Origin of the sequence: Pseudomonas sp. BN411 (genome assembly GCF_029871235.1) — a bacterium.
In the GTDB taxonomy this organism is placed as follows: Bacteria; Pseudomonadota; Gammaproteobacteria; order Pseudomonadales; family Pseudomonadaceae; genus Metapseudomonas.
Window position 1 is genome coordinate 197,780 of record NZ_SSOM01000080.1, and the last position, 24,535, is coordinate 222,314.

General features: G+C 65.4%; 23 protein-coding genes. 13 read left to right on the forward strand and 10 right to left on the reverse strand.

Translation table 11 applies throughout. The annotated features are described in order from the left end of the window. Positions 1-196: 196 nt before the first annotated feature. The gene (locus E8F06_RS23920; protein ID WP_280371890.1) at positions 197-1,378 is read right to left on the reverse strand and encodes an OprD family porin; all 1,182 of its coding nucleotides are present in this window, start codon (positions 1,376-1,378) and stop codon (positions 197-199) included. A 263-nt stretch (positions 1,379-1,641) separates the two neighbouring features. Between E8F06_RS23920 and gcvA the strand changes: the two genes are divergently transcribed. Together gcvA and E8F06_RS23930 are read left to right on the forward strand one after the other, a co-directional pair. Further along, complete coding sequence (gene gcvA, locus E8F06_RS23925) at positions 1,642-2,547, forward strand: transcriptional regulator GcvA (RefSeq protein WP_280371710.1); 906 nt, start codon at positions 1,642-1,644, stop codon at positions 2,545-2,547. 119 nt (positions 2,548-2,666) lie between these two features. Next, a complete protein-coding gene (locus E8F06_RS23930) occupies positions 2,667-3,557 on the forward strand; it encodes an NAD(P)-dependent oxidoreductase (protein ID WP_280371712.1) in 891 nt (296 codons plus the stop codon). A gap of 157 nt (positions 3,558-3,714) precedes the next feature. Here E8F06_RS23930 and E8F06_RS23935 read toward each other — a convergent pair whose 3' ends face one another. The 8 genes from E8F06_RS23935 to E8F06_RS23970 all read right to left on the reverse strand — a co-directional run bounded on the left by E8F06_RS23935 (position 3,715) and on the right by E8F06_RS23970 (position 11,273). After that, the gene (locus E8F06_RS23935) at positions 3,715-4,911 is read right to left on the reverse strand and encodes a CoA transferase (RefSeq protein WP_280371714.1); all 1,197 of its coding nucleotides are present in this window, start codon (positions 4,909-4,911) and stop codon (positions 3,715-3,717) included. Then, on the reverse strand, positions 4,901-5,296 hold the full coding sequence (locus tag E8F06_RS23940; protein WP_280371716.1) for a PaaI family thioesterase: 396 nt from the start codon (positions 5,294-5,296) through the stop codon (positions 4,901-4,903). The genes E8F06_RS23935 and E8F06_RS23940 overlap by 11 nt, the downstream gene beginning before the upstream one ends. An 18-nt stretch (positions 5,297-5,314) precedes the next feature. Beyond that, complete coding sequence (locus E8F06_RS23945; RefSeq protein ID WP_280371717.1) at positions 5,315-6,121, reverse strand: enoyl-CoA hydratase-related protein; 807 nt, start codon at positions 6,119-6,121, stop codon at positions 5,315-5,317. A 10-nt stretch (positions 6,122-6,131) separates the two neighbouring features. Continuing rightward, positions 6,132-6,896 (reverse strand): SDR family NAD(P)-dependent oxidoreductase, encoded by a 765-nt coding sequence (locus E8F06_RS23950; RefSeq protein ID WP_280371719.1) that lies wholly within the window; start codon positions 6,894-6,896, stop codon positions 6,132-6,134. 1 nt (position 6,897) lies between these two features. Next, positions 6,898-8,043, reverse strand: coding sequence for a thiolase family protein (locus E8F06_RS23955; RefSeq protein WP_280371720.1), 1,146 nt, complete (start codon positions 8,041-8,043; stop codon positions 6,898-6,900). Continuing rightward, positions 8,040-8,396, reverse strand: a complete 357-nt coding sequence (locus E8F06_RS23960; protein ID WP_280371722.1) for an OB-fold domain-containing protein — start codon at positions 8,394-8,396, stop codon at positions 8,040-8,042. Before E8F06_RS23960 ends, E8F06_RS23955 begins: the two co-directional genes overlap by 4 nt. Before the next feature lie 229 nt (positions 8,397-8,625). Further along, on the reverse strand, positions 8,626-10,794 hold the full coding sequence (locus E8F06_RS23965; protein ID WP_280371724.1) for a xanthine dehydrogenase family protein molybdopterin-binding subunit: 2,169 nt from the start codon (positions 10,792-10,794) through the stop codon (positions 8,626-8,628). Continuing rightward, the gene (locus E8F06_RS23970) at positions 10,791-11,273 is read right to left on the reverse strand and encodes a 2Fe-2S iron-sulfur cluster-binding protein (RefSeq protein ID WP_280371726.1); all 483 of its coding nucleotides are present in this window, start codon (positions 11,271-11,273) and stop codon (positions 10,791-10,793) included. Before E8F06_RS23970 ends, E8F06_RS23965 begins: the two co-directional genes overlap by 4 nt. Before the next feature lie 403 nt (positions 11,274-11,676). Here E8F06_RS23970 and E8F06_RS23975 point away from each other — a divergent pair, with 403 nt between their 5' ends. The 5 genes from E8F06_RS23975 to E8F06_RS23995 all read left to right on the forward strand — a co-directional run bounded on the left by E8F06_RS23975 (position 11,677) and on the right by E8F06_RS23995 (position 17,722). After that, complete coding sequence (locus tag E8F06_RS23975; RefSeq protein ID WP_280371728.1) at positions 11,677-13,620, forward strand: alkaline phosphatase D family protein; 1,944 nt, start codon at positions 11,677-11,679, stop codon at positions 13,618-13,620. Between the two features lie 31 nt (positions 13,621-13,651). Further along, a complete protein-coding gene (locus E8F06_RS23980) occupies positions 13,652-14,071 on the forward strand; it encodes a group II truncated hemoglobin (protein ID WP_280371730.1) in 420 nt (139 codons plus the stop codon). A 582-nt stretch (positions 14,072-14,653) separates the two neighbouring features. Next, on the forward strand, positions 14,654-15,082 hold the full coding sequence (locus E8F06_RS23985) for a MarR family transcriptional regulator (RefSeq protein WP_280371732.1): 429 nt from the start codon (positions 14,654-14,656) through the stop codon (positions 15,080-15,082). Positions 15,083-15,101: 19 nt separating this feature from the next. Then, positions 15,102-16,175 carry an HlyD family secretion protein gene (locus E8F06_RS23990; protein WP_280371734.1) on the forward strand — a complete coding sequence of 358 codons (1,074 nt, stop codon included), beginning with the start codon at positions 15,102-15,104 and terminating at the stop codon, positions 16,173-16,175. A 5-nt stretch (positions 16,176-16,180) separates the two neighbouring features. Then, positions 16,181-17,722 carry a DHA2 family efflux MFS transporter permease subunit gene (locus E8F06_RS23995; protein ID WP_280371736.1) on the forward strand — a complete coding sequence of 514 codons (1,542 nt, stop codon included), beginning with the start codon at positions 16,181-16,183 and terminating at the stop codon, positions 17,720-17,722. Here E8F06_RS23995 and E8F06_RS24000 read toward each other — a convergent pair. Further along, complete coding sequence (locus E8F06_RS24000) at positions 17,712-18,695, reverse strand: AraC family transcriptional regulator (RefSeq protein ID WP_280371738.1); 984 nt, start codon at positions 18,693-18,695, stop codon at positions 17,712-17,714. The genes E8F06_RS23995 and E8F06_RS24000 overlap by 11 nt on opposite strands. A 221-nt stretch (positions 18,696-18,916) precedes the next feature. On the opposite strand from E8F06_RS24000, the gene E8F06_RS24005 reads away from it, so the two are divergent. The 6 genes from E8F06_RS24005 (at position 18,917) to E8F06_RS24030 (ending at position 24,516) form a co-directional block, all read left to right on the forward strand. Next, positions 18,917-19,189, forward strand: coding sequence for a DUF4242 domain-containing protein (locus E8F06_RS24005; protein ID WP_280371739.1), 273 nt, complete (start codon positions 18,917-18,919; stop codon positions 19,187-19,189). A gap of 8 nt (positions 19,190-19,197) precedes the next feature. Next, complete coding sequence (locus E8F06_RS24010; RefSeq protein ID WP_280371741.1) at positions 19,198-20,010, forward strand: class I SAM-dependent methyltransferase; 813 nt, start codon at positions 19,198-19,200, stop codon at positions 20,008-20,010. Between the two features lie 222 nt (positions 20,011-20,232). Beyond that, positions 20,233-20,703 carry an Lrp/AsnC family transcriptional regulator gene (locus E8F06_RS24015; RefSeq protein ID WP_280371743.1) on the forward strand — a complete coding sequence of 157 codons (471 nt, stop codon included), beginning with the start codon at positions 20,233-20,235 and terminating at the stop codon, positions 20,701-20,703. Between the two features lie 458 nt (positions 20,704-21,161). Next, complete coding sequence (locus E8F06_RS24020; protein ID WP_280371892.1) at positions 21,162-22,577, forward strand: APC family permease; 1,416 nt, start codon at positions 21,162-21,164, stop codon at positions 22,575-22,577. A 29-nt stretch (positions 22,578-22,606) separates the two neighbouring features. Next, positions 22,607-23,443, forward strand: a complete 837-nt coding sequence (locus tag E8F06_RS24025; RefSeq protein WP_280371745.1) for a polysaccharide deacetylase — start codon at positions 22,607-22,609, stop codon at positions 23,441-23,443. Then, the gene (locus E8F06_RS24030; protein ID WP_280371747.1) at positions 23,443-24,516 is read left to right on the forward strand and encodes a C45 family autoproteolytic acyltransferase/hydolase; all 1,074 of its coding nucleotides are present in this window, start codon (positions 23,443-23,445) and stop codon (positions 24,514-24,516) included. Before E8F06_RS24025 ends, E8F06_RS24030 begins: the two co-directional genes overlap by 1 nt. Positions 24,517-24,535 lie beyond the last annotated feature (19 nt).

Below are 24,535 nucleotides of genomic sequence, written 5' to 3' on the forward strand. Positions count from 1 at the left end.
TGTGGTTGATCCTGAAACAACCATCGCTTTGTGATGATGGGTTTCGCTGCGCTCTACCACATCCTACGGGCCATGCTTGAGGGCCATTCGTAGGATGGGTGGAGCCTGCGATACCCATCTCTATGTCGCGATGGGGGCAACGGTGGAAGTGAAGAGCGACTTCCACCCTACATCGACCATTGCATCCGAGCCTGTATCACCAGAGCGGCAAGGTGTAGGTCACGATCAACCGGTTCTCGTCGATATCCGGACCGAAGTTGCTGCGCACCGTCGCGTTGCGCCATTTGAGACCGAGGTTCTTCAGCGGCCCGCCCTGCACCACATAAGCGATGTCGGTATCCCGCTCCCACTCCTTGCCCTCCTCCACTCGCCCGTTCACGGCCACGCCGTCGCCCGATAGATAGCGGGTCATGAAGGTCAGTCCGGGTGCGCCGAGGGAGGCGAAGTCGAAGTCATAGCGCGCCTGCCACGAGCGTTCGTCCTCGTTGCCGAAGTCGTTCACCTGCACCAGGTTCACCAGGTAACCATCGGCGCCGCTGACGTAGGCAAAACCGGTGTCGCCGGACATTCGCTGGTAGCCGAGCCCGAGTGCATGGGGGCCACGCTTGTACGTGAACATCGCCCCCAGCGCGCGGTTGTCGACGTTGCTGCCGCCGTCGTCCTGGCTCTGCGCCCAGCGCAGGTCCGACTTGATGGAGCCGGCCTCGCCCAGGTCCAGCAGGTGGCCAAAGGTGAAGTAGTGCTGCCGGTATATACCGTCCAGTGCGCCGTAGTGATAGGAGGTGGCCAGGGCCGGCGTCCATTTGTAGGTGGCGCCGGCGAAGTCCAGCGCATCGCTGGTCTTGTGGCCGCCCAGGACGATGTTCCGCGCCCCGCCATTGAACACCTGCATGTCCTCGTTATCGGAGGAGTTGCGCAGGTTCACGCGGTCGATCCGGCCGAGGTCCAGGCTCAGGTTCTGCACCTCGGCGCTGCTTAGCCAGGCACCCCGGAAAGTCTGCGGCAGAAGGCGGCTATCGTTGGACAGCGCAATGGGAAGCTTCGGCTGAAGGGTGCCGACCTTCAGCAGGCTCTGGGACGCGCGCAACTTGGCGGTCAGTCCCAGCTCGCCGTACTCGTCCTGGGCCCGATGGGGCTTTTCGCGATCGGATTGCAGCAGGCCGGTGCCGGTGCGGTCCGGGCTGGAATCGAGCTTCACGCCGAACAAGCCCAGTGCGTCGACCCCGACGCCGACCGGCCCCTCGGTAAAGCCCGATTCGTAACGCAGCAGGAATCCCTGCGCCCATTCCTCGGCCTTGCTCTGCGGCGCGCTGTCCTGGCGGAAGTCACGGTTGAAGTAGAAGTTGCGCAATTCCAGGCTGGCCTTGGAATCCTTCATGAAATCGGCGCTGGCGGTGCCGTTGGCACCCAGGGTCAGACCGAAGAGCGCAAACAGGGTTTGCGGACCCATGCGAGTGGTCCGGTTGGGAGTGGTCATGGAGCGGCTCTCTCTTGTTGTTGTGGTACGTCCGGAGCCGATGCTAGGAACCCGCCGGAGGCCGCGACAAACGATTAAAATAGCCCTTTCGCTTGAGATTTACTCAATCAGAACTAGAGTAAGATTCCGCGCCATTTCACCTCTCAGACAAGAAGATCCGGAACATGGACAGACTGCCGCCACTCAACGCCGTGCGGGCTTTCGAGGCCGTTGCCCGGCATCTCAGCATCACCCTTGCCGCCGATGAACTGAACGTCACGCCCGGTGCTGTTTCCCGGCAGATACGCGCGCTGGAGGAATACATGGAGCAGCCGCTGTTCCTCCGTGGGCACCGGCAGATCACCCTTACCCCAGCGGGCGAGCAGTACTTCAAGGCGGTGGCGCGGATCATCGAAGAACTGCGCAGTGCCACCCGCAAGCTCAAGCGCCCAGCCAAGCGCCGGCAGATCAAGGTGCGCGCCTATACCACCTTCGCCATGCAATGGCTGATTCCCCGACTGGCCAGCTTCCATCAGGAGAATCCCAAGATCGAGGTGCTGCTGACCGCGTCCCTGGACCCGGTGGACTTTCACAAGGACGACCTGGACGCCGCCATCCGCCTCGGCAACGGCGACTGGCCCAACTGCAATTGCCATGTCCTCAGCGACAACATTCTCGCCCCGGTGTGCAGCCCCACGCTGCTCGACATCGGCCCCGGGCTGCAGGAGCCGGCGGATGTGGCCGAGTACACCATGCTGCATTCCATCGCTCGCCCGGACGACTGGAGTCACTGGTTGCAGGCCGCCGGCGTCGGTAGCGCAGTGGATGCACGGGCCGGCATGACCTACCAGAGCTCGTCGATGGCCTATGCGGCGGCCACCGGCGGCCAGGGCATCGCCATTGCCCAGCTGTTCCTGGTGGAGAAGGAATTGCGCGAAGGCACGCTGGTGCGCCCATTCCCACAGACCGTCGACATGGGCGCCTACACCTATTACCTGCTCACGCCGAGACACCGGCCGGAAAGCGAGGACATGTCCACCTTCCGCCTCTGGTTGCTGGAGCAGGCACGCCAGACCCGTCAGGCCGCTTGAGTTTTCCTCAACGCTCCCAGGCTCAAAAGTGCTTTGTCCGCGTCGCTCGCGGCTTTCTAGGATGGCCCTCTTCACCCGAACAGGGGTGAGGACCCATCCGTTGAACTGGAGCGACAAGAATGAACGAGAGCATCGGTTTCATCGGCCTCGGCGCCATGGGCCAGAGAATGGCGCGTCACCTGCTCGACCATGGCTTCGGCCTGGAACTCTGCGACAGCAACCCCCAAGCCCTCGAACCGCTGCTGCAACGCGGCGCCCGCAGTCACGCCTCACCACGGGCGGTGGCCGATGCCGCGCAAATCGTGCTGGTCTGTGTGCCGACACCGGAGATCGTCGAACAGGTAGTGCTGGGCGAGAACGGTGTGATCCACGGCGAGCGCGTGCGCGTGCTGGTGGACCATTCCACCACCGGCCCGAGCGTCGCCCGCCGCCTTGACCAGGCACTCAAGGCGCGCGGCATCGCGACACTGGACGCCCCACTGGCCGGCGGCGTCGCCGGTGCCGAAGCCGGCACCCTGTCGGTGATGGTAGGCGGCCCTGCCGAGGCCTATGCGCGCTGCCAGCCGGTGTTCGCCGCGTTCGGCCGCAAGGTGGTTCACCTCGGAGACACCCCCGGCCTCGGCCAGAGCCTCAAGCTGGTGAACAACATGATCGTCGGCGCCACCCTGGTCGCCACCAGCGAGGCGCTGCTGTTCGGCATCAAGGCCGGCCTCGAACCAGGGCTGATGCTGGACATCCTCAATGCCAGCACGGCACGCAGCTACACCAGCGAACAGATCCTGGCGGGCACCGTGCTCAAGCGTGAATTCGACTTCGGGTTCCGCCTCGACCTGATGCGCAAGGACATCCGCCTGTTCCTGGCCGAGGCCGAAGCCAACGGAACGCCCGCGCTGACCTGTGCCGTGGTCAAGCAGCTCTTCGACCAGGCCATCAACAGCGGCGAACCAACCCGTGACATGACCCGTGTGGTGCAGGTATTGGAAGGCCTGGCCGGAGCGAGGATCGGGTAACGATCAACCTGTAGGAGCCAGCTTGCTGGCGAAGCTCCTGAGCCCGGCCTTTCGCGAGCAAGCTCGCTCCTACATAAAGCCCGCACCATCGCTGTAGGAGCCAGCTTGCTGGCGAAGCTCCTGAGCTCGGCCATTCGCGAGCAAGCTCGCTCCTGCACTACGCCGCGACCACCGCACCGTTTTCCAGCATCTGCCCCACTTCCAGCTCACTGAAGCCCATCTCCATCAGCAGCTCGCGGGAGTGCTCGCCCTTGTCTGGCGCTGGCGAGTAGGGCTGCTGCGCTGCTTCCGCACTATTCACCGGGAAGCCCGGGACCCTCAGCGCACCGTGCCTGGGATGCTCAATGGTCGCGAGCATGCCGTTGCTGGCCAGTTGCGGGTGTTCCAGCAGGTCGCTGTAGTCGGCTACCCGAGCGCAGAGGATGTCCGCCTCGCGCAGCCGTTCCAGCCAATGGGCAGTGCTGTGGGTGCGGAAGATTCCATTGAGCGCTGCCTGCATCTCGGCCCGATGCACTACGCGCTGGGCGGAGGTGACAAAGCGCGGGTCGTTCGTCCATTGCGGATTGCCTAGTACCGTGCACAGGCGCTCCCAGCGGTTTCCGTTGTACGCCGCCACCATCAGCCAGCCATCCTCCGTCTGGAACGCTTCATTGGGCGCCGAGTACGGCGCGGCACTGCCAATGGGCGTGGGCAGCTCGCCGTCGCGCAGGTAGCTGCTGATGGACGATTGCTGCAGCGCCAGCGCCGAGTTCATCAGGCTCACGTCCAGGTGGCCGCCCTGCCCGTCCCGATGACGGGCTTGAAGCTTCGCGAGGATGGCCATGCAGGCCATGTAGCCGGTCACCACATCCACCACCGGTGCCTGCACCTTGCAAGGCGGCGCGCCGGGCGTGCCGATCAGGCTCATCAGGCCGGAATCCGCCTGGAGGATGCCATCCACCCCGGCGCGGTCAGCATAAGGACCGTCCTGGCCATAGGCGGATATGGAGCAGTAGACCAGCGACGGATTGATCGCCTGCACCGCCTCGAATCCGAGGCCAAGCCGCGCCATCACGCCGGGTCGCATGCTTTCGATGAGCACATCTGCTTCTTTCACCAGGCGCCGGGCCACGGCCAATCCCTGTGGGTTCTTCAGGTCCAGGCAGAGACCCTGCTTGCCCCGGTTGAACCCGTGGTAAAGGGCGCTGGAATCACCGACCCAAGCTGGCCCGAGGGTGCGGCCAAGGTCGCCTTCCGGCGGCTCGACCTTGATTACCCGCGCGCCCATGTCGGCCAGCAGCATGGTGCAGGTGGGGCCGGCGGCGATCTGGGTAAAGTCCAGCACCGTCAGGCCTTGCAAGGCATTACGCAACATGACGGCGCTCTCCCTGCTTGAAGGTCCCCTGGGCGGTGGCCAGCAGCTCGCCGTCCAGCGTTTCCAGTGATGCCTCGGCGAAGTAGAGACTGCGGCCACTGCGATTGACCCGGCCTCGGGCGATGACGATGCCGGAACGCGCCGCCTTCAGATAGGCGATGTTCAGCATCACGGTCACTCCATGAATTTCTTCCTCGTCTTCGGACGCGTGCAGCCCGGCGTAACCGCAGGCGGCATCCAGCAGGGTCGCGACCAGCCCGCCATGGAGCATGCCCTGCCGGTTCAGGTGGCGAGCCTCGATGGGCATGCGGAACTCCGCGGCGCCGGCGGCCCAATGGACCAGTTCGACGCCAAGGCTCTGCAGGAATGGATTGCGCAGTTGCATGGTGATCCTCCCCGGCGCCTAGCGCCCTTTGTACTGCGGCGGGCGCTTCTCGGCGAACGCCGCGCGGCCTTCCAGGCGGTCCTCGGTGTCGCGCAGAACGCCCCAGTAGAGTTCAGTCAGGCGCTGGGCGTCGGCATCGGACAAGTGCGCCGTCTGCCGCGCCAGCGATTGCAGGGCCTGGATCGCCAGCGGCGCCGCCACGGCAATCCGCTCACCCAGTTCCAGAGCGCGTTGCAGCAATGCCTCGGGCGTTTGCACCAGCTCCGAAACCAGCCCGATGCCCAGTGCCTTGGCGGCATCGATGCGCTGGCCGGTCAGGGCCATCTGCATCGCATGGGCCTGGGGAACCGCCTTGAGCAGACGATGCAGGCCGGACACTGCCGGTATGGAGCCCACCACCGCTTCCGGCAGGCCGAAGCTGGCGTTGTTGGAGGCGATGCGCAGGTCGCATTGCAGTGCCAGTTCCAGGCCACCGCCGAGGCAGTGGCCGTTGATGGCAGCGATTAGCGGCTTGCGCAGGTCGAGGTCGGAAAGGTCCATCAGACGGATGTACAGCCCGTCATCGGCAGCCAGTTCCTTGTCGAGGAACAGCGCCTCGGCGTAAGACGCGTGGGAGGCGCGCGTGCTCTTCAGATCGGCACCGACGCAGAAGGCACGATCACCCTCGCCGCTAATGATCGCGGCGCGAATATCACGGTTGTCCCGAACGTCCACCAGGTGCCCGCGAAGGGCACGCAGGGAGTCGATGTCCAGCGCGTTGAGGGCGTCGGGGCGATCGAGGCGGATGACCGCGATCGCCCCCTGGATTGCCATGTGTACCGGCATGATGACCTCCTCAGACGCTGGCCGACGACAGACTACGCCCGCCGCAGACGTAGAGCGTCTGGCCGGTGACGTAGGAACTGGCTGGGTCGAGGAAGAACTCCACCGCGTTGGCGATATCATCCGGCGAGCCGATCCGCTTGACCGGAACGGTGTCCTTCAGGCGTGCCTGCACGTCCGGTTCGAAGGCCTGGAACAGCGGCGTATCGACGATGCCGGGCGCGATGGTGTTGACGGTGATGCCCTTGGCGGCGAACTCGATGGCCAGGCTGCGGGTCAGGCTCACCACACCGCCCTTGGCGGCGGAGTAGTTGGCTTGGCCGAAGCCGCCCAGCCAGGCGCGCGAGGACAGGTTGACGATGCGTCCGAAGCCCGCCTCCAGCATCAACGGCAATGCCGCCTTGCAGCAGAGGAACTGTGCGCGCAGGTTGGTATCCACCACCAGGTCCCAGTCGTCCTCCGTCATCTTCAGGAAGCGCTTGTCCCGCACCACACCGGCGTTGTTCACGAGGAAGTCCAGGCGCCCGGAGATTTCCCGCATCTTCGCGAAGGCACCCTCAACGTCGGCCCCCTGGGTCAGGTCCAGGGAGATGCCGTGGGCATCGTACCCCTCCTCCTGCAACTGCTTGACGGCCTCCAGCAAGACCGCTGCATCGCGGTCCAGCAGGTAGACGGTGACGCCCTGGCGCGCCAGGCGAGTGGCGATGCCCAGGCCAATGCCACGGGCGGCGCCAGTCACGGCGGCCACCTGGCCTTCATGGAAACGTTGTGCAGTCATTTCACACCCCCAGCACATGGACGGACGACGCGGCGTGGTCCACGCCGGCAATGCCGCCACCAGTGCACTGGGCAACGCCGATGCGCGGGTTGTCGGCCTGGCGTCCCGTGGCGCGGCCCTGTAGTTGCCACATCAGCTCGACCATCTGCGCCACGCCGGTGGCGCCAAGTGGATGTCCCTTGGCGAGCAGGCCGCCGCTGGGATTTACCGGCACTCGCCCACCCAGTGCGGTAGCGCCGGAATGCAGCAATGCGACCGCTTCACCGTGAGGTGCGAGACCGAGGGCTTCGTAGTAGAGGAGTTCGGCGATGGTGAAGGCGTCGTGCAGCTCCACCACGCCGACGTCACGAGGGTCGACACCTGCCTGCTCGTAAGCCAGGCGTGCGGCGCGGGCGGTGATTTCAGCATCGAGGATGTCGTCACGGGCGCCTTCGCGCAGACCGGATACGACGATGGAGCCGAGCACGCGCACGTCCTGAGCATGGGGGCCGGGTTTGTTGCCGAGCACCAGGGCAGCGGCGCCATCGACCTGGGACGGACAGCACTGCAGCAGCGTCAGCGGATCGGCGATCATGCGCGACCCCAGTACCTCTTCCAGGGTCACTTCGCTGCGCTGCTGGGCGTACTCGTTGAGGGAGCCGTGATGGCGGTTCTTCACCGCCACGCGGGCGAGGTCGGCCGGCGTGGCGCCGCGCTCGTGGATGAAACGGGTGGCACGCATTGCGTAGACCGCCGGCAGCACCATGCCGGCCTTGGCGAAAAGGTCAGTCTTCTCGTCATTGCGCTGCATCGGGATGGTGCCGCCACCCAGCTGGGTCAGCTGTTCGATGCCGAACACCAGCACGCGCTCGTACTGCCCGGCCAGCAGCGCGTGGCGCGCCAGGTGCACGGCCGTGGCGCCGCTGGCGCAAGCGTTCTCGACGTTGTAGACGGGGATGCCGTCCAGACCCAGGTCCCGCAGGATCACCTGGCCGAGGATCATGCCGCCGAGCACATTGGCGCAGTAGATCGCCTGGATATCCTTCAGCGCGAGGCCCGAGTCAGTCACGGCAGCGAGGATCGCCTGCTGGGCCAGTTCCGGCGCCATCACGCCCTGGTGGCGACCGAAGCGGGTCATGGCGCCGCCCATTACATGCATCTGGCTCATGGGCGGGCCTCCACGGATTCGAACAGATAGCCATAGGTTTCATTGGGCACGACGCGGTAGCTGGCGCCGATCACCGGACGCTCGCTGCCGTTGATGCGGCCGAACAGGCGGACCGGACCTTCGAGGTCCAGATAGCCCAGGGCAAAGGGAGCCAGGCCGCTCTTCGAGCCAGGATGGATGATGGTGAAGCTGTACAGCTCGCCCGCGCCGGCCAACGTCTCGGTGCGGTACTGATCGGCCAGCGGCGAATGCGCGGGCAGCGCCGGGAAAACCAGTTCGCCCGTGGCGATGTGGCGGGAGCCAAGCAGACGCGAGGGACTGGCGTCGCCCCATAGGGATGGCAGTGGGTTCATATCGACCTCCTGTTGTTTTCAGCCGCGTAAACGGCTCTGGACTGAGGCTATGGTCGACATCAGGTGGGAGCCCGACAAACGATATAAAGACCGCGGCTGATTGAGTTTTTTGCAAGCGTATGGCGTGCTGTGCCCCGCCGGGTGGGCACTTACCAGCAGTAGCAAGGCAGGTTCGGGAATGAAGAAGCAGCCCCTCTCCACGCGGTGAGAGGGGCTATCAGAAGACTCGTCAGGCTTGCTTGAGCTGCGCCGGATCGATGGGCAGGCTACGCAGGCGCTTGCCGGTCGCGGCGTAGATGGCGTTGACCACCGCCGGAGCGATGACCACGGTGGAGACTTCGCCCAGGCCACCAGGGGATTCGCCGCTGTTGATAATGTGGGTCTCGATGGGCGGAACCTCGTTCAGGCGCAGCAACCGATAGCTGTCGAAGTTGGCCTGTTCCACCCGGCCGTCCTTGAAGGTGATGTTGCCGAACAGCGTCGCCGTCAGACCGAAGATGGTGCCGCCCTGCATCTGCGCCACCACCGAGTCCGGGTTGATGGGAATGCCGCAATCCACCACGCAGGTGACCTTGTTCACCTTCACCGCACCACTGGCATCCACGCTGACTTCCGCCACCTGCGCCGCGTAGGTGCCGAAGCAGTACGTCAGCGCCAGGCCGCGACCTTGCCCGCTCGGAAGTGGCGAGTCCCAGCCGGATTTCTCCCGCAGGGTTTCCAGCACCTTCAGCGCGCGAGGGTGTTTCTCCAGCAGCGGCGCGCGGTAGGTGAATGGATCGACCTTGTTCATGGCCGCCAGCTCGTCCATGAAGCCCTCCACCATGAAGGCGTTCTGCGTATGGCCAACCCCGCGCCAGAAAGCCGGGGTGATGCCCTTTGGCGGTTCGTGGCGCACGTAGTGCACCGCAAGGTTGGGGAAGCCGTAGGGCCCGCAGGCATCGCGCACGGCATCGCCGTCGATCCCGTTCATGAATCGGTTCGGCGCCCAGCGCGCGATGATGGACCCGCCGGTGACCTTGTGGGTCCAGGCAATGGGGCGTCCCTGTTCATCCAGGCCAGCGGACAGGTGGTTGTAGTGGAACGGCCGCAGGGTGCTGTGACGGGTGTCTTCCTCGCGGGAGTAAATGACCTTCACCGGGTAATCCACCTGCTTGGCGACTTCCACCGCATGGCCGACGAAGTCCGTTTCCAGGCGCCGGCCAAAGCCACCGCCGAGCAGCTGGTTGTGCACCACCACCTTGTCTTCGGGCAGGCCGGTGAGCTCGGCGGCGAGGGTCTTGGCCCGCGCGGGCACCTGGATGCCGAGCCAGAGGTCGCAGCCGTCCTTGCGCACGTGAGCGGTGCAGTTGACTGGCTCCATGCAGGCATGGGCCAGGAAGGGCACCTGATAGGTCACCTCGACCTTCTTCGCCGCCTTGGCCATGGCAGCCGGCACATCGCCTTCGGCGCGGGACTGCACGCCCTCACCCTTCGACGCCTCCTGGATATTCTTCAGCATCTCGGCGCTGGAAACCTTGGCGTTCTCGCCTTCGTTCCACTTGATCTGCAGCGCCGCCAGGCCCTTGCGTGCAGCCCCCATATGATCAGCGACCACCGCCACCGCATCCTGGGTGCGCACCACCTTGTGTACGCCCTTGACCGCCATGGCCGGCGCCTCGTCCACTTCAGCCAGGGTGCCGCCGATGACAGGGCAGATGGTGATCGCGGCAACCTTCACCCCCTCGGGACGGGCATCGATACCGAACATCGCCTTACCGGTGACCTTGGCGGGGCCGTCAGTGCGCTTGGCTGGCGTGCCGATCAGCTTGAACTGGGCCGGGTCCTTGAGGGGCACCTCAGCTGGGACCGGCAACTTCGCGGCGGCATCCACCAGTTCGCCGTAACCGAGCTTGCGACCGCTCTCCGTGTGCAGCACGGCGCCGTTCTCGGCCTTGCAGCTTTCCACCGGCACCGACCACTGTTGCGCGGCTGCCGTCACCAACAGGGTGCGCGCGGTGGCGCCGGCCTGGCGCAGCGGTATCCAGTTGGCGGGCACCGACGTCGAGCCGCCAGTGACCTGGAAGCCCAGCATGGGATTGGCGTAGCGCTTGTCGTCGGCTGGAGCGTGTTCGATCACCACCTGATCGAGGGACACTTCCAGTTCCTCGGCGATCAGCGCCGGCATGGAGGTGTAGGTGGCCTGGCCCATTTCCACCGGCTGGATGATCAGGAACACCTTGCCGCTACGGTCGATACGAATGTACGCGTTGGGGCTGAACTCGCCCTCGGCGGCCTGGGCGTCGCCCATCACGCCCGGCAGCGCGAAGCTGATCAGCAGGCCACCGCCCACCGCAGCGCCAGCCTTGAGGAAGCCTCGGCGGCTGAAGCTGGGACCGGCGAAGGAAGTCATGTCGTTCATGCTGCGCCCTCCACCTTGGCCGGCTGTGCCTGGGCCGCCACCTTGATGGCTTCACGGATGCGCAGGTAGGTGCCGCAGCGGCAGATATTGCCGGACATGGCGCCGTCGATTTCCGCATCGCTGGGGTTGCCATTGCTGGCCAACAGCGCGCTGGCCGACATGATCTGCCCCGACTGACAGTAGCCGCACTGCACCACTTCCTTGGCCAGCCAGGCCTCTTGCACGCGCTTGCCGACGTCGGTATCGCCAATGCCTTCGATGGTGGTGATTTCCGCACCGACCATGCTGCTCACCGGCATCACGCAGGAGCGCACGGCAGCGCCATTCATGTGCACGGTACAGGCGCCGCACAGGGCCATGCCGCAACCGAACTTGGTTCCGGTCATCCCCAGCACGTCGCGCAATACCCAGAGCAGCGGCGTGTCGGGGTCCACATCGACGCTGTGCTCGGCGCCATTGATCTTCAGGCTGAGAGCCATATCGCCTCCCGGATGATTTCATCAGGACAGAAACCCGCCAACGCGGGCGCTTCACGGTTGGCCGGGGCGATACGGCAGCCCCGGAATCCAAGGCAGGTAAAGGAATGGATCAGGGCGAGCCTGAATGAGCTTCGGCAGGTGTGCCTGGTGAGAATGGCGGAGCGCCATCGAGCGGAACCTGAAGCATGGTTGCCTCCGTGGGCAGGCCGTTCCATCAGGGCTGGGCGGCCGGCGACTCCAAGGCGCCAGCGCGGGGTCAGACAATGGATGCTAGAAGCCCCCGGCGCAGTCTGCCAATCGATTTAAACGCACGACTCGGCTGAGTTTTTTTCAAGCGGTTACGGAGCCCTGCACGCCGCTCGCGTTATCCTGTTGCGCTCATTCGCACAGGCCCGTTGTCCCGATGTCCGTTGCCGCTTCCCAGGAAACCCTTCCCGTAGTGCTTGCCGGCCCCATGTTGCGCCGCATCGAATCCCGCCGCCTTGTGTTCTGGCTGGTGGGTTCGCGCAGGCTGTCGCCGGTGCTGCGGCTGTCGCTGGAAGGTGGCATCGATTATTCCCTGGGTGAGGACAGCTGCCGGGTAATCCCCCTCGGCCGCCATGCCTTCCTGCACCTGATCGACCTGCGTCTGAAAACCTCCCTCCCCCTCGACCAGCAGATCGACTATGACCTGCTGATCGACGGCGAAGGTATTTCCCAGTGGGCACCGCACCTGATCCACGCGCACGCAACGTGCCCCAGCTTCGTCCTGCGCTCACGCATCGACCAGATGCTCCACGGTTCCTGCCGGAAACCTCACTATCCGGCCAACGATGGCCTGCTCTGCGCCGACCGCCTGCTGGCCGCCAACCCCACGCCGGAACAGCGACCGGCACTGCTGATGCTGAGCGGCGACCAGGTCTACGCCGATGACGTGGCCGGGCCCATGCTGCGGGCCATCCACCAGTTGGTGGACCGGCTCGGCCTGTTCGACGAGCGCCTGGAAGGCGCCGTGGTGAGCGACAGCGCCGGGCTGTACTCGCACCCGGCCGGCTACTACCGCCGGGCTGACCTGCTGCCCGCGCTGGAAAGCAACGAAACCCTGCGCGAGCGCTTCTTCGGTGGTGCACGCAAACCCATCTTCACCAGCAGCAATGCGGAGAACCACCTGGTGACCCTGGCCGAGGTCATGGCCATGTACCTGCTGGTCTGGTCGCCGGTGCCCTGGACACTGGTGGCGCCGCAAATGCCGCCGCTGGCACCGAAGGAAACCGAGCGCTATCGCCTGGAAGAGACGCGTCTGCTGGGCTTTCGTGAGGGACTGCCGGGTGCGGCGCGGGTATTCGCTCACCTGCCGACGCTGATGATCTTCGATGACCATGACATCACCGACGACTGGAACCTCTCCGCCCAGTGGGAGCTGACCGCCTACGGCCATCCGTTTTCCAAGCGCATCATCGGCAACGCCCTGCTCGCCTACCTGCTCTGCCAGGGCTGGGGTAACGACCCCGATGCCTTCACCGAAGTGCTGGCGCAGGCCGAGGCGCTCGCCGCCAGCGCGGCGGGTGACAACCATCTCGACAGCCCTGCCCTGGACCGGCTGATCGACCGCCTGATCGCATTCAATCGCTGGCAGTACGTGCTGCCCACCACCCCGGCATTGGTGGTGCTGGACACCCGTACCCGTCGCTGGCGCAGCGAGATCGACCTCAAGCGCCCCTCCGGCCTGCTGGACTGGGAGGCGCTGAGCGAGCTGCAACAGGAATTGCTGGACCATCCCTCGGCCATCATCGTTTCCCCGGCGCCGGTGTTCGGGGTCAAGCTGATCGAAACCGTGCAACGGGTGTTCAGCGCCTTCGGCCATCCACTGCTGGTGGATGCGGAAAACTGGATGGCCCACCGCGGTGCTGCCCAGGTGATCCTCAACATCTTCCGCCACTCTCGCACGCCGGGCTCCTACGTGATCCTCTCCGGCGACGTGCACTACTCCTTCGTCTACGAGGTGCTGATCCGCCACCGCCAGCAGGGGCCGAAGATCTGGCAGATCACCAGCAGCGGCATCAAGAACGAATTCCCCCGGCGCCTGCTGGATGTGTTCGACCGCCTGAATCGCTGGCTCTACTCGCCGCGATCTCCGCTGAACTGGTTCACCAAGCGCCGCCCGATGAAGGTGGTGCCACGCACGCCGGAACACAGCAAGGCTGGTGAACGTCTGTGGAACTCCGCAGGTCTCGGCCAGGTATTTTTCGATCCCGAAGGACGGCCTTCGCGCATCTTCCAGCTCAACGCCGATGGCTCCGAGCCGACCGAGTTTCTTGAGGATCGAGACGACCAACCGGCCGGACAACCCGTGGCCAGGCGGATATGATGCCGGCCCCTGTTCCCGCTAGAGCTTGCCCATGAGCACCCCACCTCCCTTCGGTACCGGCGACGCTTCCTACCAGGCCGCTGGCGGCATCGACGGCCTGCGCCGGCTGGTGGATGACTTCTACCGGCTGATGGACGAACTGCCCGTAGCCGCCGACCTCCGCCGCCTGCACCCGGAAAGCCTGGAGCAGTCCCGCGACAAGCTGACCTGTTTCCTCAGCGGCTGGCTGGGTGGGCCGAAGCTGTTCAGCGAGAAATACGGCTCCATCGCCATTCCCTCCTTCCACGCCCAATGGCCCATCGACGAAGCCCTCAGCGGCGCCTGGCTGGGGTGTATGGAACGCGCCATCGCCCTGCAACCCTTCTCGCCGGAGTTCGCCGAGTACCTGCTGGCGCAGCTGCGGGTTCCGGCCCATCGCGTGGTGCAGGCCAGCCGGGCTCGGCACGGGTAAGGGCCAACTACCTGTCGGGGCAGCTGCGCTGCCCTTCGCGAATGAATTCGCCCCTACAGGAAAAGCAGCAGCCCGCGTGCTGTTTCAACCCTGGGCCGGGCCCTATCTCTGTGGGGGCGATTTCAATCGCTATGCGAACCGAAGGTTCGCCCTGCACCCCGGACCGGGGCAGTTGCCCCGCCCTTCGCGAATGAATTCGCCCCCACAGAAAAAGCAGCAGCCCGCGTGCCGTTTCAATCCAGGGCCGGGCTCCACCTATGTGGGGGCGATTTCAATCGCCATGCGGACCGAAGGTTCACCCTGCACCCCGGACCGGGGCAGTTGCCCCGCCCTTCGCGAATGAATTCGCCCCCACAGGAAAAGCAGCAGCCCGGGTGCCGTTTCAACCCTGGGCCGGGCCCTATCTCTGTGGGGGCGATTTCAATCGCTATGCGGACCGAAGGTTCGCCCTGCAACCCAGACTGGGGCAGTTGCCCCGCCCTCGGCGATTGAATTCGCCCCTACAGGCCACTCATCCAGCCTTTGACGACCGGTCAGTCACGGCCATATAGTAAGCAACGCTTATTATATGGACCACACACCATGGCCATCCTTGAAGAGAGCCTCGGCTTCCTCCTCGCTGACGCCTCCCGTCTGATGCGACGCGCTTTCGAGCGGCAGATCACCGGCAGCAACCTGACCCTCAGCCAGGCCCGCGCGCTAGCCCATGTGGCACGCAATGAAGGTTGCCGTCAGGTGGAACTGGCCGAGCAGCTGGAGGTCAAGCCCATTACCCTCGCCCGCCTGCTGGACCAGTTGGAACAGGCCGGGCTGGTGGAACGTCGTCCCGATCCGGACGACCGCCGCGCTTACCGCCTCCATCTGTGTGCACAAGCCGATCAGGCCCTGGCGGACATCCGCACCGCCGGGGCCGCCATCCTTGCCGAAGCCCTGCAGGGCATCAGCGAGGAAGAAGAAGCCGCCCTGACCAACGCCTTGCGCAAGATGCGCGCGAACCTTTCCTCACGCTGAATTTCCCGGGACCCGCGCCATGAACACCCATACGGTCATAGATCCGGAACAGGCAACGGAATCCACCGCCAGCCCCCGCCTCAAGCGCCTGCTGCTGATGGGGGGCGTGCCGCTGCTGGCAGTGGTGCTGGGCTTGTTCGCCTACCTCCACGGCGGCCGCTTTGTCGAAACCGATAACGCCTACGCCAAGGCTGACAAGGTGCCGATCAGCGCCGATGTGTCCGGCACCATCACCGAAGTGCAGGTGCGGGAGAACGACCGCGTCGATGCCGGGCAGCTGCTGTTCCGCATCGATCCGGCCAGCTTCCGCATTGGCGTCGCCAGGGCCGAGGCGCGGTTGGCCCAGGTCCGCACGGACCTGGCAGCGCTCAAGGCCAACTACCTGGAGAAATCCTCCGAACTGGCCCTGGCCCGCACCCGTCATGCCTTCGCCGAGAAGGACCTGCAACGCCAGGCCAACCTCGCACAGAAGGGTTATCTCTCCCCTGCCCGGCTCGACGAATCCCGCCAGGCGACCCAGGTCGCCGCACAAGAGATCGACGCCCGTGAGCACGACCTCAAGCGCATCGCCGAGAACCTCGGCGGCAGCCCCGAGCTGCCCATCGAGCGCCATCCCAGCTACCTCAGCGCCCAGGCCGAACTGGAGCAGGCGCGGCTCGACCTGCAGCGCTCCGAAGTGCGCGCGTCGCTACCCGGCAGCATCAGCAAGGTGCCGCAACCCGGCCAGTACATCAGCGCCGGCAATACCGCGATGACCCTGGTGGTGGACGACAACCTCTGGGTGGAAGCCAACTTCCCGGAGAAGGACCTGACCTATGTACGGCCCGGTCAGGCAGTAGACGTGCGCTTCGACATCTACCCGGACAACCTCTGGCACGGCGAAGTGGAAAGCCTGAGCCCGGCCACCGGCTCCGAGTTCTCGGTGCTGCCGGCGCAGAACGCCACCGGTAACTGGGTGAAAGTGGCGCAGCGGGTGCCGGTGCGCATCCACCTGCAACCCGACGCCAAGCTGCCGCCGCTGCGTGCCGGTCTCAGCGCAGTCGTGGAAATCGACACCGGCCACCGCCGCAGCCTCGCCAGCCTGCTGCCCTGATCGCCATGAACACGAAAGCCGCCCGGAGCGCCGGCAACCATCGCCGGCTGATCACCCTCTCGGTGATGCTGGCGACCATCATGCAGGCGCTGGACACCACCATCGCCAACGTCGCCCTGCCGCATATGCAGGGCAGCATGGGCACCACCCAGGACCAGATCAGTTGGGTGCTGACCTCGTACATCGTCGCGGCAGCGATCTGCATGCCGCTGACCGGATTCATCGCCGCGCGATTCGGCCGCAAGCGGCTGTTCATCTGGTCGATCATCGGCTTCACCATCGCCTCCATGCTCTGTGGCGCGGCCCAGAGCCTGGAGCAGATCGTCCTGTTCCGCCTGCTCCAGGGCGTGTTCGGCGCCAGCCTGGTGCCCCTCTCCCAGGCGGTGCTGCTGGACTCCTACCCCACCGAACAGCACGGCTCGGCCATGGCCATCTGGGGTGTAGGTGTGATGGTCGGCCCCATTCTCGGCCCCAGCCTGGGCGGCTGGCTCACCGAGTACTACAACTGGCGCTGGGTGTTCTACATCAACCTGCCATTCGGCGTACTGGCTTGGTTCGGCCTGACCGCCTTCCTCAAGGAAACCCCAATCGAACGGGAGCGCCGCTTCGACCTGCTCGGCTTCTCCCTGCTCGCCCTGGCCATCGGCGCGCTGCAACTGATGCTGGATCGGGGCGAATCCCAGGACTGGTTCCATAGCCCGGAAATCCTCATCGAAGCGGTGCTCGCCGGCCTCGGCCTCTACCTCTTCATCGTCCATGCGCTGAACCACCGCGAGCCCTTCATCGACCCGGCCATGTTCAAGGACCGCAACCTCAGCATCGGCCTGCTGTTCATTTTCATGGTGGGCATCATGCTGTTCGCCAGCATGACGTTGCTGCCGCCCTTCATGCAGAACCTGATGGGCTACCCGGTGCTCGATGTGGGTTACCTGATGGCCCCGCGCGGCGTGGGCACCATGGTGGCGATGATACTGGTGGGCCGGCTGATCACCCGTGTCGACCCGCGCTGGATGATCGGCCTTGGGCTGCTGCTCACCGCCCTGTCGATGTGGGAGATGACGCTGTTCACCGCTGAAGTCAGCAGCTTCGCCATCGTCCGCAGCGGCGTAGTCCAGGGCCTGGGCCTCGGGTTGATCTTCGTGCCGCTGTCGACCCTGACCTTCTCCACCCTGGCGCCGCGCTACCGCAATGAAGGCACCGCCCTGTTCAGCCTGATGCGCAACGTCGGCAGCGGCATCGGCATCTCCCTGGTGATCAGCTACCTGGCCCAGCGCACGCAGATCAACCACGCCGCCTTCAGCGACTTCATAACGCCGTTCAATCAGGCGCTGACCCAGGCGACCGAAACAGGCGCAGTCGACCTGTCCAGTCCCGCCGGGCTGGTGGCGTTGAACCTGGAAGTGACGCGCCAGGCCTCGATCCTGGCGTACCTCCAGGACTTCCGCCTGATGATGTTCGTCACCCTCGCTTCCCTGCCCTTGCTGATGCTTCTGCGCAAGCCGCCGAAAACGACCGGCGCACCGAACCCCCACGCGGTCATGGACTGAACTGGCCCGCCGGCTGGCGTCGCAGCTGATTGCGCCGCCAGGCCGCCGGCGGCGCACCGAACTCACGGCGAAAGGCGCGGCTGAACGCGGTATCGGTCTGGTAACCGACGTCTTCGGCAATGCGCGCCAGTGGCGCGTTGCTGCGGCACAGCAGGTTGGCCGCCAGCAGCATCCGCCACTGGGTCAGGTACTGCATGGGCGAGCTCCCCACCAGTTGCTGGAAACGCTCGGCCAGAACGGAACGTGAAGTGCCGGCAGTGCGCGCCAGCTCCTCCAGCGTCCAGGCCTGGGCCGGGCACCTGTGCAGGGCATTGAGCGCAGAACCGACGATCCGGTCCCCCAGCCCCGCCAGCCAGCCGGTGCGCCCTTCGGCCTGTTCGTTCATGTACAGGCGCAACACCTCGATGAAAAGCACCTCGGCCAGTTTGGCCAGCACCCCTTCGCCGCCCGGCCGGGGCGACTTCGCCTCGGACAGGGCATAGCGCACCGAAGCTTCCAGCCAGGGCCCGGCGCTGGAGTCGCGCACGTTGACCCGCACCAGTGACGGCAGCCCGGCCAGCAACATATCCGCCAGCCGCGCATCGCAGGCCAGGTAACCACAGACCAGACGGGTGATCGCACCACCGCCGCCATAGGCCAGTTGCCGGGGCCGGCGCGACAGTACGTCTTCCAGGCGCCCGCCCTTGGCCGGTGGCAGGCCGGGTTGGGAGGTCATGCGATGGGCGTCGCCCTGGGGAAAAATCACCACGTCTCCGGCCACCAGGTGCACGGGCCGGTCACGGCCGAGTTCGACGAAGCACTCGCCCTGGGTGATGAGATGGAAGATCACCACGCGCTCAGCACCGGGCTCCAGCAGGGGCGCCACCGAATCGGCGCGGGGCGACTGGTAGCACCAGGGCGCACTGAAGCGCGCGTTGATGAAGATCGCGCCGACAAGGCGGACGACGCGCAGGGTTTCCGACAAAGCGTCCATCAGTCCTCACCTCCGGCGCATTCCTGAAATTCTGGGCGGCGTATGAATTTCGCAGCGGATCGTCGGATAAGCGGTGGTGCGCGGACGATCGGACAGCCCTTGCCGACGCTCGGGCAGGACGGCATGCCGGAACGGGCGGATAGTTCCCCTGCACGCCGCTTCTGCCCAATCGAACGACGGCGTGTCCGCACTACCCAGAAAGCCAAGAAAACGAGGTCACCATGCCCAAGTTCCTCATTGAAAGAGAGATACCGGAAGCTGGAAAACTCACGGAGCGAGACCTCAAAGCCATTTCACAGAAGTCCTGCCGGGTGCTCAGAGAGCTCGGACCAGAGGTGCAGTGGATACAGAGCTACGTCACCGACGACAAGCTGTACTGCGTCTACATCGCCGCCAGCGAGGAGCAGGTCAGGGAGCACGCCCACCAGGGCGGTTTCCCGGTCAACCGCATCTCCCGCATCAGCTCGATCATCGACCCGACCACCGCCGAATGAGCCCTGAAATGACTTCCGCTATTGATCTGAACGTACTTAAAAGTAAGCAGATGGCCTCTTGGGCCAGCGGCGACTACGCCGTCGTCGGTACCACCCTGCAACTGGTCGGCGAACTGCTCGCCGAAGCCTGCGACCTGCGCAACGGCGAGACCGTGCTGGATGTCGCGGCCGGCAACGGCAATGCCACCCTGGCCGCTGCGCGCCGAGGTGGACGGGTAACCTCGACCGACTATGTAGAGGCCCTGCTGGAACGTGGCCAGGAACGCGCCCGTGCCGAGCGGCTGGAGGTGACCTTCCAGGCGGCCGATGCCGAGAACCTGCCCTTCGCTGACGCCAGCTTCGACGTCGTGCTCTCCACCTTCGGCGTGATGTTCACCCCCGACCAGGCCAAGGCCGCCTCCGAGCTGGCCAGGGTCTGCCGACCCGGTGGGCGCATCGGCCTGGCCAACTGGACCCCGGACGGGTTCATCGGCCAGGTGTTCAAGACCCTCGGCCGCCACCTGCCGCCGCCGCCCGGCGTGCAGCCGCCGTCGCTCTGGGGCGTGGAGAGCCACCTGCGCGAACTGTTCGACGACACCGCCCGCGAGATTTCCGTGGCACGGCGCCTGTTCAACTTCCGCTACCAATCGCCAGCGCACTTCATCGAGGTGTTCCGAAAATGGTACGGCCCGGTGCACAAGGCCTTCGCGGCCCTCCCCGCTGACGCCGCCACCGCCCTCGAACGGGACCTGACCGAGCTGCTGGAGCGCTACAACCGCGCCGGGCCCGAGTCGCTCATCGTGCCCAGCGAATACCTGGAGGTGGTGATCACCCGCCGCTGAGGTGAAGGTCGTACTTGCTCCTGTGGGGGCGAATTCATTCGCAAAGGGACGCGCAGCGTCCCCCTGAGATTTCGAGGGCCGTCCCCTCGGTCCGGTTAGCGAATGAATTCCCCCCCACGATCTTGCGAGCCCGACGAGGCAGGACCCGCTTCTGAATCGGCGCATTTCTGGTAGCCTCGGGGCTTTCCGCCGTACCGGCCCAGCCATGGAAGCCCAGGACCCATGCCCACCTCGATTCTCGACCCACTGGACTATGAAATCGTTCGCGAGCTGCAGGAGGACGGGCGCCGGGCCTTCCGCGAAGTCGCGCGCAACCTGTCGGTCCCCGAAGCCACGGTCCGAACCCGAGTGAAGCGGCTGCAGGACCAGGGCATCCTGCAAATCCTCGCCTTCACCAACCCCTCCAAGCTGGGTCAGGCAAAGCTCGCACTGTTCTTCGTCACCGTCGCCCCGCAGGACCACGACCGCGTCGTCGACACCCTCGGCCGCTGGAGTGAAGTCAGCTACCTCTCCACCACCCTCGGTTCAGCCGATATCTGCGTGCAGGTGCTCTGCCGTGACGACGAGACGCTCTGGGGCCTGCAACAGAAAGTACGCAGCCTGCCCGGCGTGCAGGACGTGCAGATGATGCAGGAAGTGAAGGTGCACAAGATCCGCTTCACCATTCCTTCGGCGCAGCCGGCCGAAGAGTGAGCTGAATTCAGACTCGTAGGGTGCGCCGCGCGCACCAGCGATGTTTGGGTCTACTCCTGCCCCGTCAATTGACGCCGAACCGGTGCGCATGGCGCACCCTACGGGTTGAACCCCCTCTGCAACGCCACAATTCGCTCGACCATTCGTCCGCACTTTGCGCATTTCACGCTGCAACTCTTCGCGCATTGCGCATTTCTCTCCGCGCCATTTTCGCGCATCGCATCCACTGATCCGCCCCCTCTCTCGCCGCCACCCGCTTTAGCACGGGCCTTTCCAGCCGGATTCCGCCTTGGTGCATCAGGCGTGCCATTGTGGCGCAATGCGTATTTTTATTAAGTCATGATTGCGCAATGCGTATTTTCAATCGACATAAACGTATACATGCGCAAATAAACGACTTAGCATCCACTCATCGCGCGACCTTCCTACAAACACAAGACAAGATGAGGGCGATGCACATGCACCAGGCCAATCCAGGCTCCGAACATTCGGCGGCACTCGCAAAAACCATTCGCTGGTGGGACGGGGTGGCCATCACCCTGAGCCTGCCAGCGGCCCTTTTCGTCGGCCTCGGCTACTCCATCGGCGCCATCGGTGCCTGGGCGGCACTGGCACTCTGGGCGGCCATCGCCGCCGTGGCGGTCCTGCATAACTGGGTCTATTCGGAAATGGGCGCCATGTTCTGCGAGAAGTCCGGCGGCATCGCGCTCTACGTCAATGAAGCCTGGAGCCAGCGCATTCCCTGCTTAGGGCCGCTCGCCACCTACGCCTACTGGTTTGCCTGGGCCACGGCTCCCGCCATCTGGGGCCTGGCAGTGGCGCAGATCCTCACCGAGCAGTTCTTCCCCAACGCCAGCTACAGCCTGGACCTGGGCGTGATGCAACTCGACCTGCCGCAGTTGATCGCCCTGGGCGTGGCGCTGTTTTCCTGGGCGCTGAGCATGGTCAACCTGCGCTTCACCATGATCATCATCACTGCCGCCGGCGTGTTGCTGATGATTCCGGTACTGATCTTCGGTGGCAGCCTCCTGGCCAGCGGCTGGAATACCGGCAGCTTCACCTGGCGCATCAGCGGCGACGCCGAGGGCCTACGCACCGTGTTCGCCTGGCTGTTCGTCATGGCCTGGTCGGCCTACGCCGTGGAAGCCGCCGCGTCCTTCATTCCCGAGTTCCGCGACACCGTGCGCGATACCCGCAAGGCCCTGCGTATTTCCGCCTTGATCCTGCTGCTGGTGTTCACCCTCACGCCGCTGGGCCTGGCCGGCCTGCTCGGTGAGCAGGTGCTTGCCGACCACCCCTACGGCTTCCTCCAGATCGGTGCCCAGACGCTGCTGGGTGGTGGTGCCGCGCTGATCACCCTGGTGCTGATCGCCGGCATCCTGGTGCTCTCGGTGATGGGTACCGCCGACGCCGGCCGCGCCCTCTACCAGAGTTCGCTGGACGGCCTGACCATCCGCCAGTTCGGCACCCTCAACCGCTCCGGCGTGCCGGCCCGCGCCGTCACCGTGCAGTTGCTGATCAACATCGCCCTGGTGCTTTTCGTGGGTAACGCCCTGGCGGTGATCGTCGCCGGCAACGTCGGCTACGTATTGGCCCACCTGCTGGCGGTGGCCGGTTTCGTGGTGCTGCGCAAGGACCGTCCGGATGCCGCCCGCCCGATCCGCCTGGGTCGTGGCTGGATCGCCATCGCCACCGGCCTCGCCCTGTTCGATGGACTGATCCTCGTGGTCGGCACCACCAGCGCCTCCATCACCGGCTACGGCGGCCTTAAGGAAGTCGGCATCGCCATCGCCGTGCTCGCCATTTCCCAGGTGCTGTTCCGTCTGCGCCGCCTGCAGGACCGCACCCTGCCCGCCACCGCGCCCTTTCACTGATCCTGATAACGCCAGAAGGAACCGCCCTGATGAGCATCGATAACAAGGCCCGCCTTGCGTGGCCAAACAAGCGCCCTGTTGCCGTTTCACTGACCTTCGACGTGGACGCGGAAGCTGGCCTGCTGGGTGACAGTCCGAATTTCGCCCGACGCCTGACCAGCCTTTCCGAGGGCCGCTTCGGCGTCACCCGTGGCGTGCCGCGCATCCTCGAATTGCTGCGCCGCCACAAGATTCCGGCGTCCTTCTTCGTGCCCGGTCATACCGCCGACCTTCACCCCGGGCTGATCGAGCAGTTGCTTGAAGACGGTCACGAAGTCGGCCACCACGGTCACATGCACCTGCGCAGCGACCGCATCTCCAGCGCCGAGCAGATCGATGAAATGGAACGGGGCCTGGAAGCCCTGGCCCGAGCCGGCGCGCCGAAACCCGCCGGCTACCGTTCCTCGTCCTGGGAACTGACCCCGGAAACCTTCGAGCTGGTCCTGGCCAAGGGCTTCGCCTACGACTCCAGCTGCATGGGCGACGACCGCCCCTACTACGAGACCTGGAACGGCCAGTCGATCCTCGAACTGCCGGTGCATTGGTCCCTGGACGACTGGCCCATGTTTGGCTGGGGCATCGACAACGGCGGCAATTTCACCCATCCGCGCACCCTCGCCGACACCTGGCTGGCCGAGTACGAATCGGCCCGTCGTGACGGTCGCCACACCAGCTTCACCATGCACCCGGAGGTGATTGGCCGCGCCGCGCGCTTCGAGCAGCTGGAGCGTTTCGTCGAGCGCCTGGTGAGTGACGGCGATGTCTGGTTCGCCCGCCTGGACGACGTGGCGAAGCACGTGGCCCCGCAACTGAAGAAGGTGGCCTGATGAGCATTCGCTTCCGTTCAACCGCCGTCGCGCCTGCTGCCCGTGGCCTGGAATTCGGCCGCGCGCATGCCGAGAAGATCCAGGCAACCGTCGAACGCTACCACGCGCTGTTCGAGCGGGTTGCCACCCGCCCCTACGACCTGCGTGCCCTGGGCAGCCAGGCATTGGTGCGCATCGCCGCGTTCGCCCCGCCGCTGTATGACGAAATCCTCGCCATGGCCGAAGGCGCCGCAATCGAGCCGTCGTACCTGGGCGCCATCAATGCGAGGACGGAGATCCTCGCCTTCCTGGGTGCCCAGCTGCGTGGCGAATGCTCCACCGTGGTCCGCCTGGAGCCGTTCAGCGGCACACCGGCAACGGCGCAAACCTGGGACTGGTACGCGGAGTTCGCCGACCACTGGCTGACCTGGGAAATCCCCCACGCGGACGGCAGCCTGACCACCACCGTCACCGAGTTCGGCATCGTCGGCAAGGCGGGGGTCAACAGCCGTGGCCTGGGCGTGCACTTCAACATCCTTCATCACGCCCACGACGGCCAGGGAATCGGTGTGCCGGTGCACGTGGCCTCGCGCTGGATGCTGGACAGCTGCAACGACATCAACCAGGCCCTGCAACTACTGGGCTCGGCCAAGGTATCGGCATCCAGCTCCCTGACGTTGATCGCCGCGAAGGACCAGTCCAGCGCTGCCGTCTCGGTGGAACTCCACCCCGGCGGTCCGGGCCTGGTGTTCCCCGATGCCGATGGCCTACTGGTGCACACCAACCATTTCCTTTCCAGCCCGGCGCGGGAGTTCGACACCGAACCCGCCGCCTACCCGGACACCCTGATTCGCCACGACCTGCTGGTGCGTCGCCTGTCCGGCCGCCAGGGCCTGACGCCGCAGAAGCTGCTGGCCGCACTGAACAGCCACCTCGGTGGCGGTGCCGCCCTGTGCTGCCACCCGGACCCGGCGCAACCGGCTGCAGGCCAGTACGCCACCCTGGCGAGCATCGTCATCGATGTCGCCAACGGCACCCTCACCGCCCTGCCCGGCGGCCCTTGTGGCCATCCGGACTGGCTCGACAACCACTGAACCCAGACAACAACAAAGG

Excerpts from the sequence above, each read along its gene's own strand:
- E8F06_RS23920 (WP_280371890.1), bottom strand. The coding sequence starts at position 1,378 with ATGAAGGATTCCAAGGCCAGCCTGGAATTGCGCAACTTCTACTTCAAC.
- gcvA (WP_280371710.1), top strand. The coding sequence starts at position 1,642 with ATGGACAGACTGCCGCCACTCAACGCCGTGCGGGCTTTCGAGGCCGTT.
- E8F06_RS23930 (WP_280371712.1), top strand. The coding sequence starts at position 2,667 with ATGAACGAGAGCATCGGTTTCATCGGCCTCGGCGCCATGGGCCAGAGA.
- E8F06_RS23935 (WP_280371714.1), bottom strand. The coding sequence starts at position 4,911 with ATGTTGCGTAATGCCTTGCAAGGCCTGACGGTGCTGGACTTTACCCAG.
- E8F06_RS23940 (WP_280371716.1), bottom strand. The coding sequence starts at position 5,296 with ATGCAACTGCGCAATCCATTCCTGCAGAGCCTTGGCGTCGAACTGGTC.
- E8F06_RS23945 (WP_280371717.1), bottom strand. The coding sequence starts at position 6,121 with ATGCCGGTACACATGGCAATCCAGGGGGCGATCGCGGTCATCCGCCTC.
- E8F06_RS23950 (WP_280371719.1), bottom strand. The coding sequence starts at position 6,896 with ATGACTGCACAACGTTTCCATGAAGGCCAGGTGGCCGCCGTGACTGGC.
- E8F06_RS23955 (WP_280371720.1), bottom strand. The coding sequence starts at position 8,043 with ATGAGCCAGATGCATGTAATGGGCGGCGCCATGACCCGCTTCGGTCGC.
- E8F06_RS23960 (WP_280371722.1), bottom strand. The coding sequence starts at position 8,396 with ATGAACCCACTGCCATCCCTATGGGGCGACGCCAGTCCCTCGCGTCTG.
- E8F06_RS23965 (WP_280371724.1), bottom strand. The coding sequence starts at position 10,794 with ATGAACGACATGACTTCCTTCGCCGGTCCCAGCTTCAGCCGCCGAGGC.
- E8F06_RS23970 (WP_280371726.1), bottom strand. The coding sequence starts at position 11,273 with ATGGCTCTCAGCCTGAAGATCAATGGCGCCGAGCACAGCGTCGATGTG.
- E8F06_RS23975 (WP_280371728.1), top strand. The coding sequence starts at position 11,677 with ATGTCCGTTGCCGCTTCCCAGGAAACCCTTCCCGTAGTGCTTGCCGGC.
- E8F06_RS23980 (WP_280371730.1), top strand. The coding sequence starts at position 13,652 with ATGAGCACCCCACCTCCCTTCGGTACCGGCGACGCTTCCTACCAGGCC.
- E8F06_RS23985 (WP_280371732.1), top strand. The coding sequence starts at position 14,654 with ATGGCCATCCTTGAAGAGAGCCTCGGCTTCCTCCTCGCTGACGCCTCC.
- E8F06_RS23990 (WP_280371734.1), top strand. The coding sequence starts at position 15,102 with ATGAACACCCATACGGTCATAGATCCGGAACAGGCAACGGAATCCACC.
- E8F06_RS23995 (WP_280371736.1), top strand. The coding sequence starts at position 16,181 with ATGAACACGAAAGCCGCCCGGAGCGCCGGCAACCATCGCCGGCTGATC.
- E8F06_RS24000 (WP_280371738.1), bottom strand. The coding sequence starts at position 18,695 with ATGGACGCTTTGTCGGAAACCCTGCGCGTCGTCCGCCTTGTCGGCGCG.
- E8F06_RS24005 (WP_280371739.1), top strand. The coding sequence starts at position 18,917 with ATGCCCAAGTTCCTCATTGAAAGAGAGATACCGGAAGCTGGAAAACTC.
- E8F06_RS24010 (WP_280371741.1), top strand. The coding sequence starts at position 19,198 with ATGACTTCCGCTATTGATCTGAACGTACTTAAAAGTAAGCAGATGGCC.
- E8F06_RS24015 (WP_280371743.1), top strand. The coding sequence starts at position 20,233 with ATGCCCACCTCGATTCTCGACCCACTGGACTATGAAATCGTTCGCGAG.
- E8F06_RS24020 (WP_280371892.1), top strand. The coding sequence starts at position 21,162 with ATGCACCAGGCCAATCCAGGCTCCGAACATTCGGCGGCACTCGCAAAA.
- E8F06_RS24025 (WP_280371745.1), top strand. The coding sequence starts at position 22,607 with ATGAGCATCGATAACAAGGCCCGCCTTGCGTGGCCAAACAAGCGCCCT.
- E8F06_RS24030 (WP_280371747.1), top strand. The coding sequence starts at position 23,443 with ATGAGCATTCGCTTCCGTTCAACCGCCGTCGCGCCTGCTGCCCGTGGC.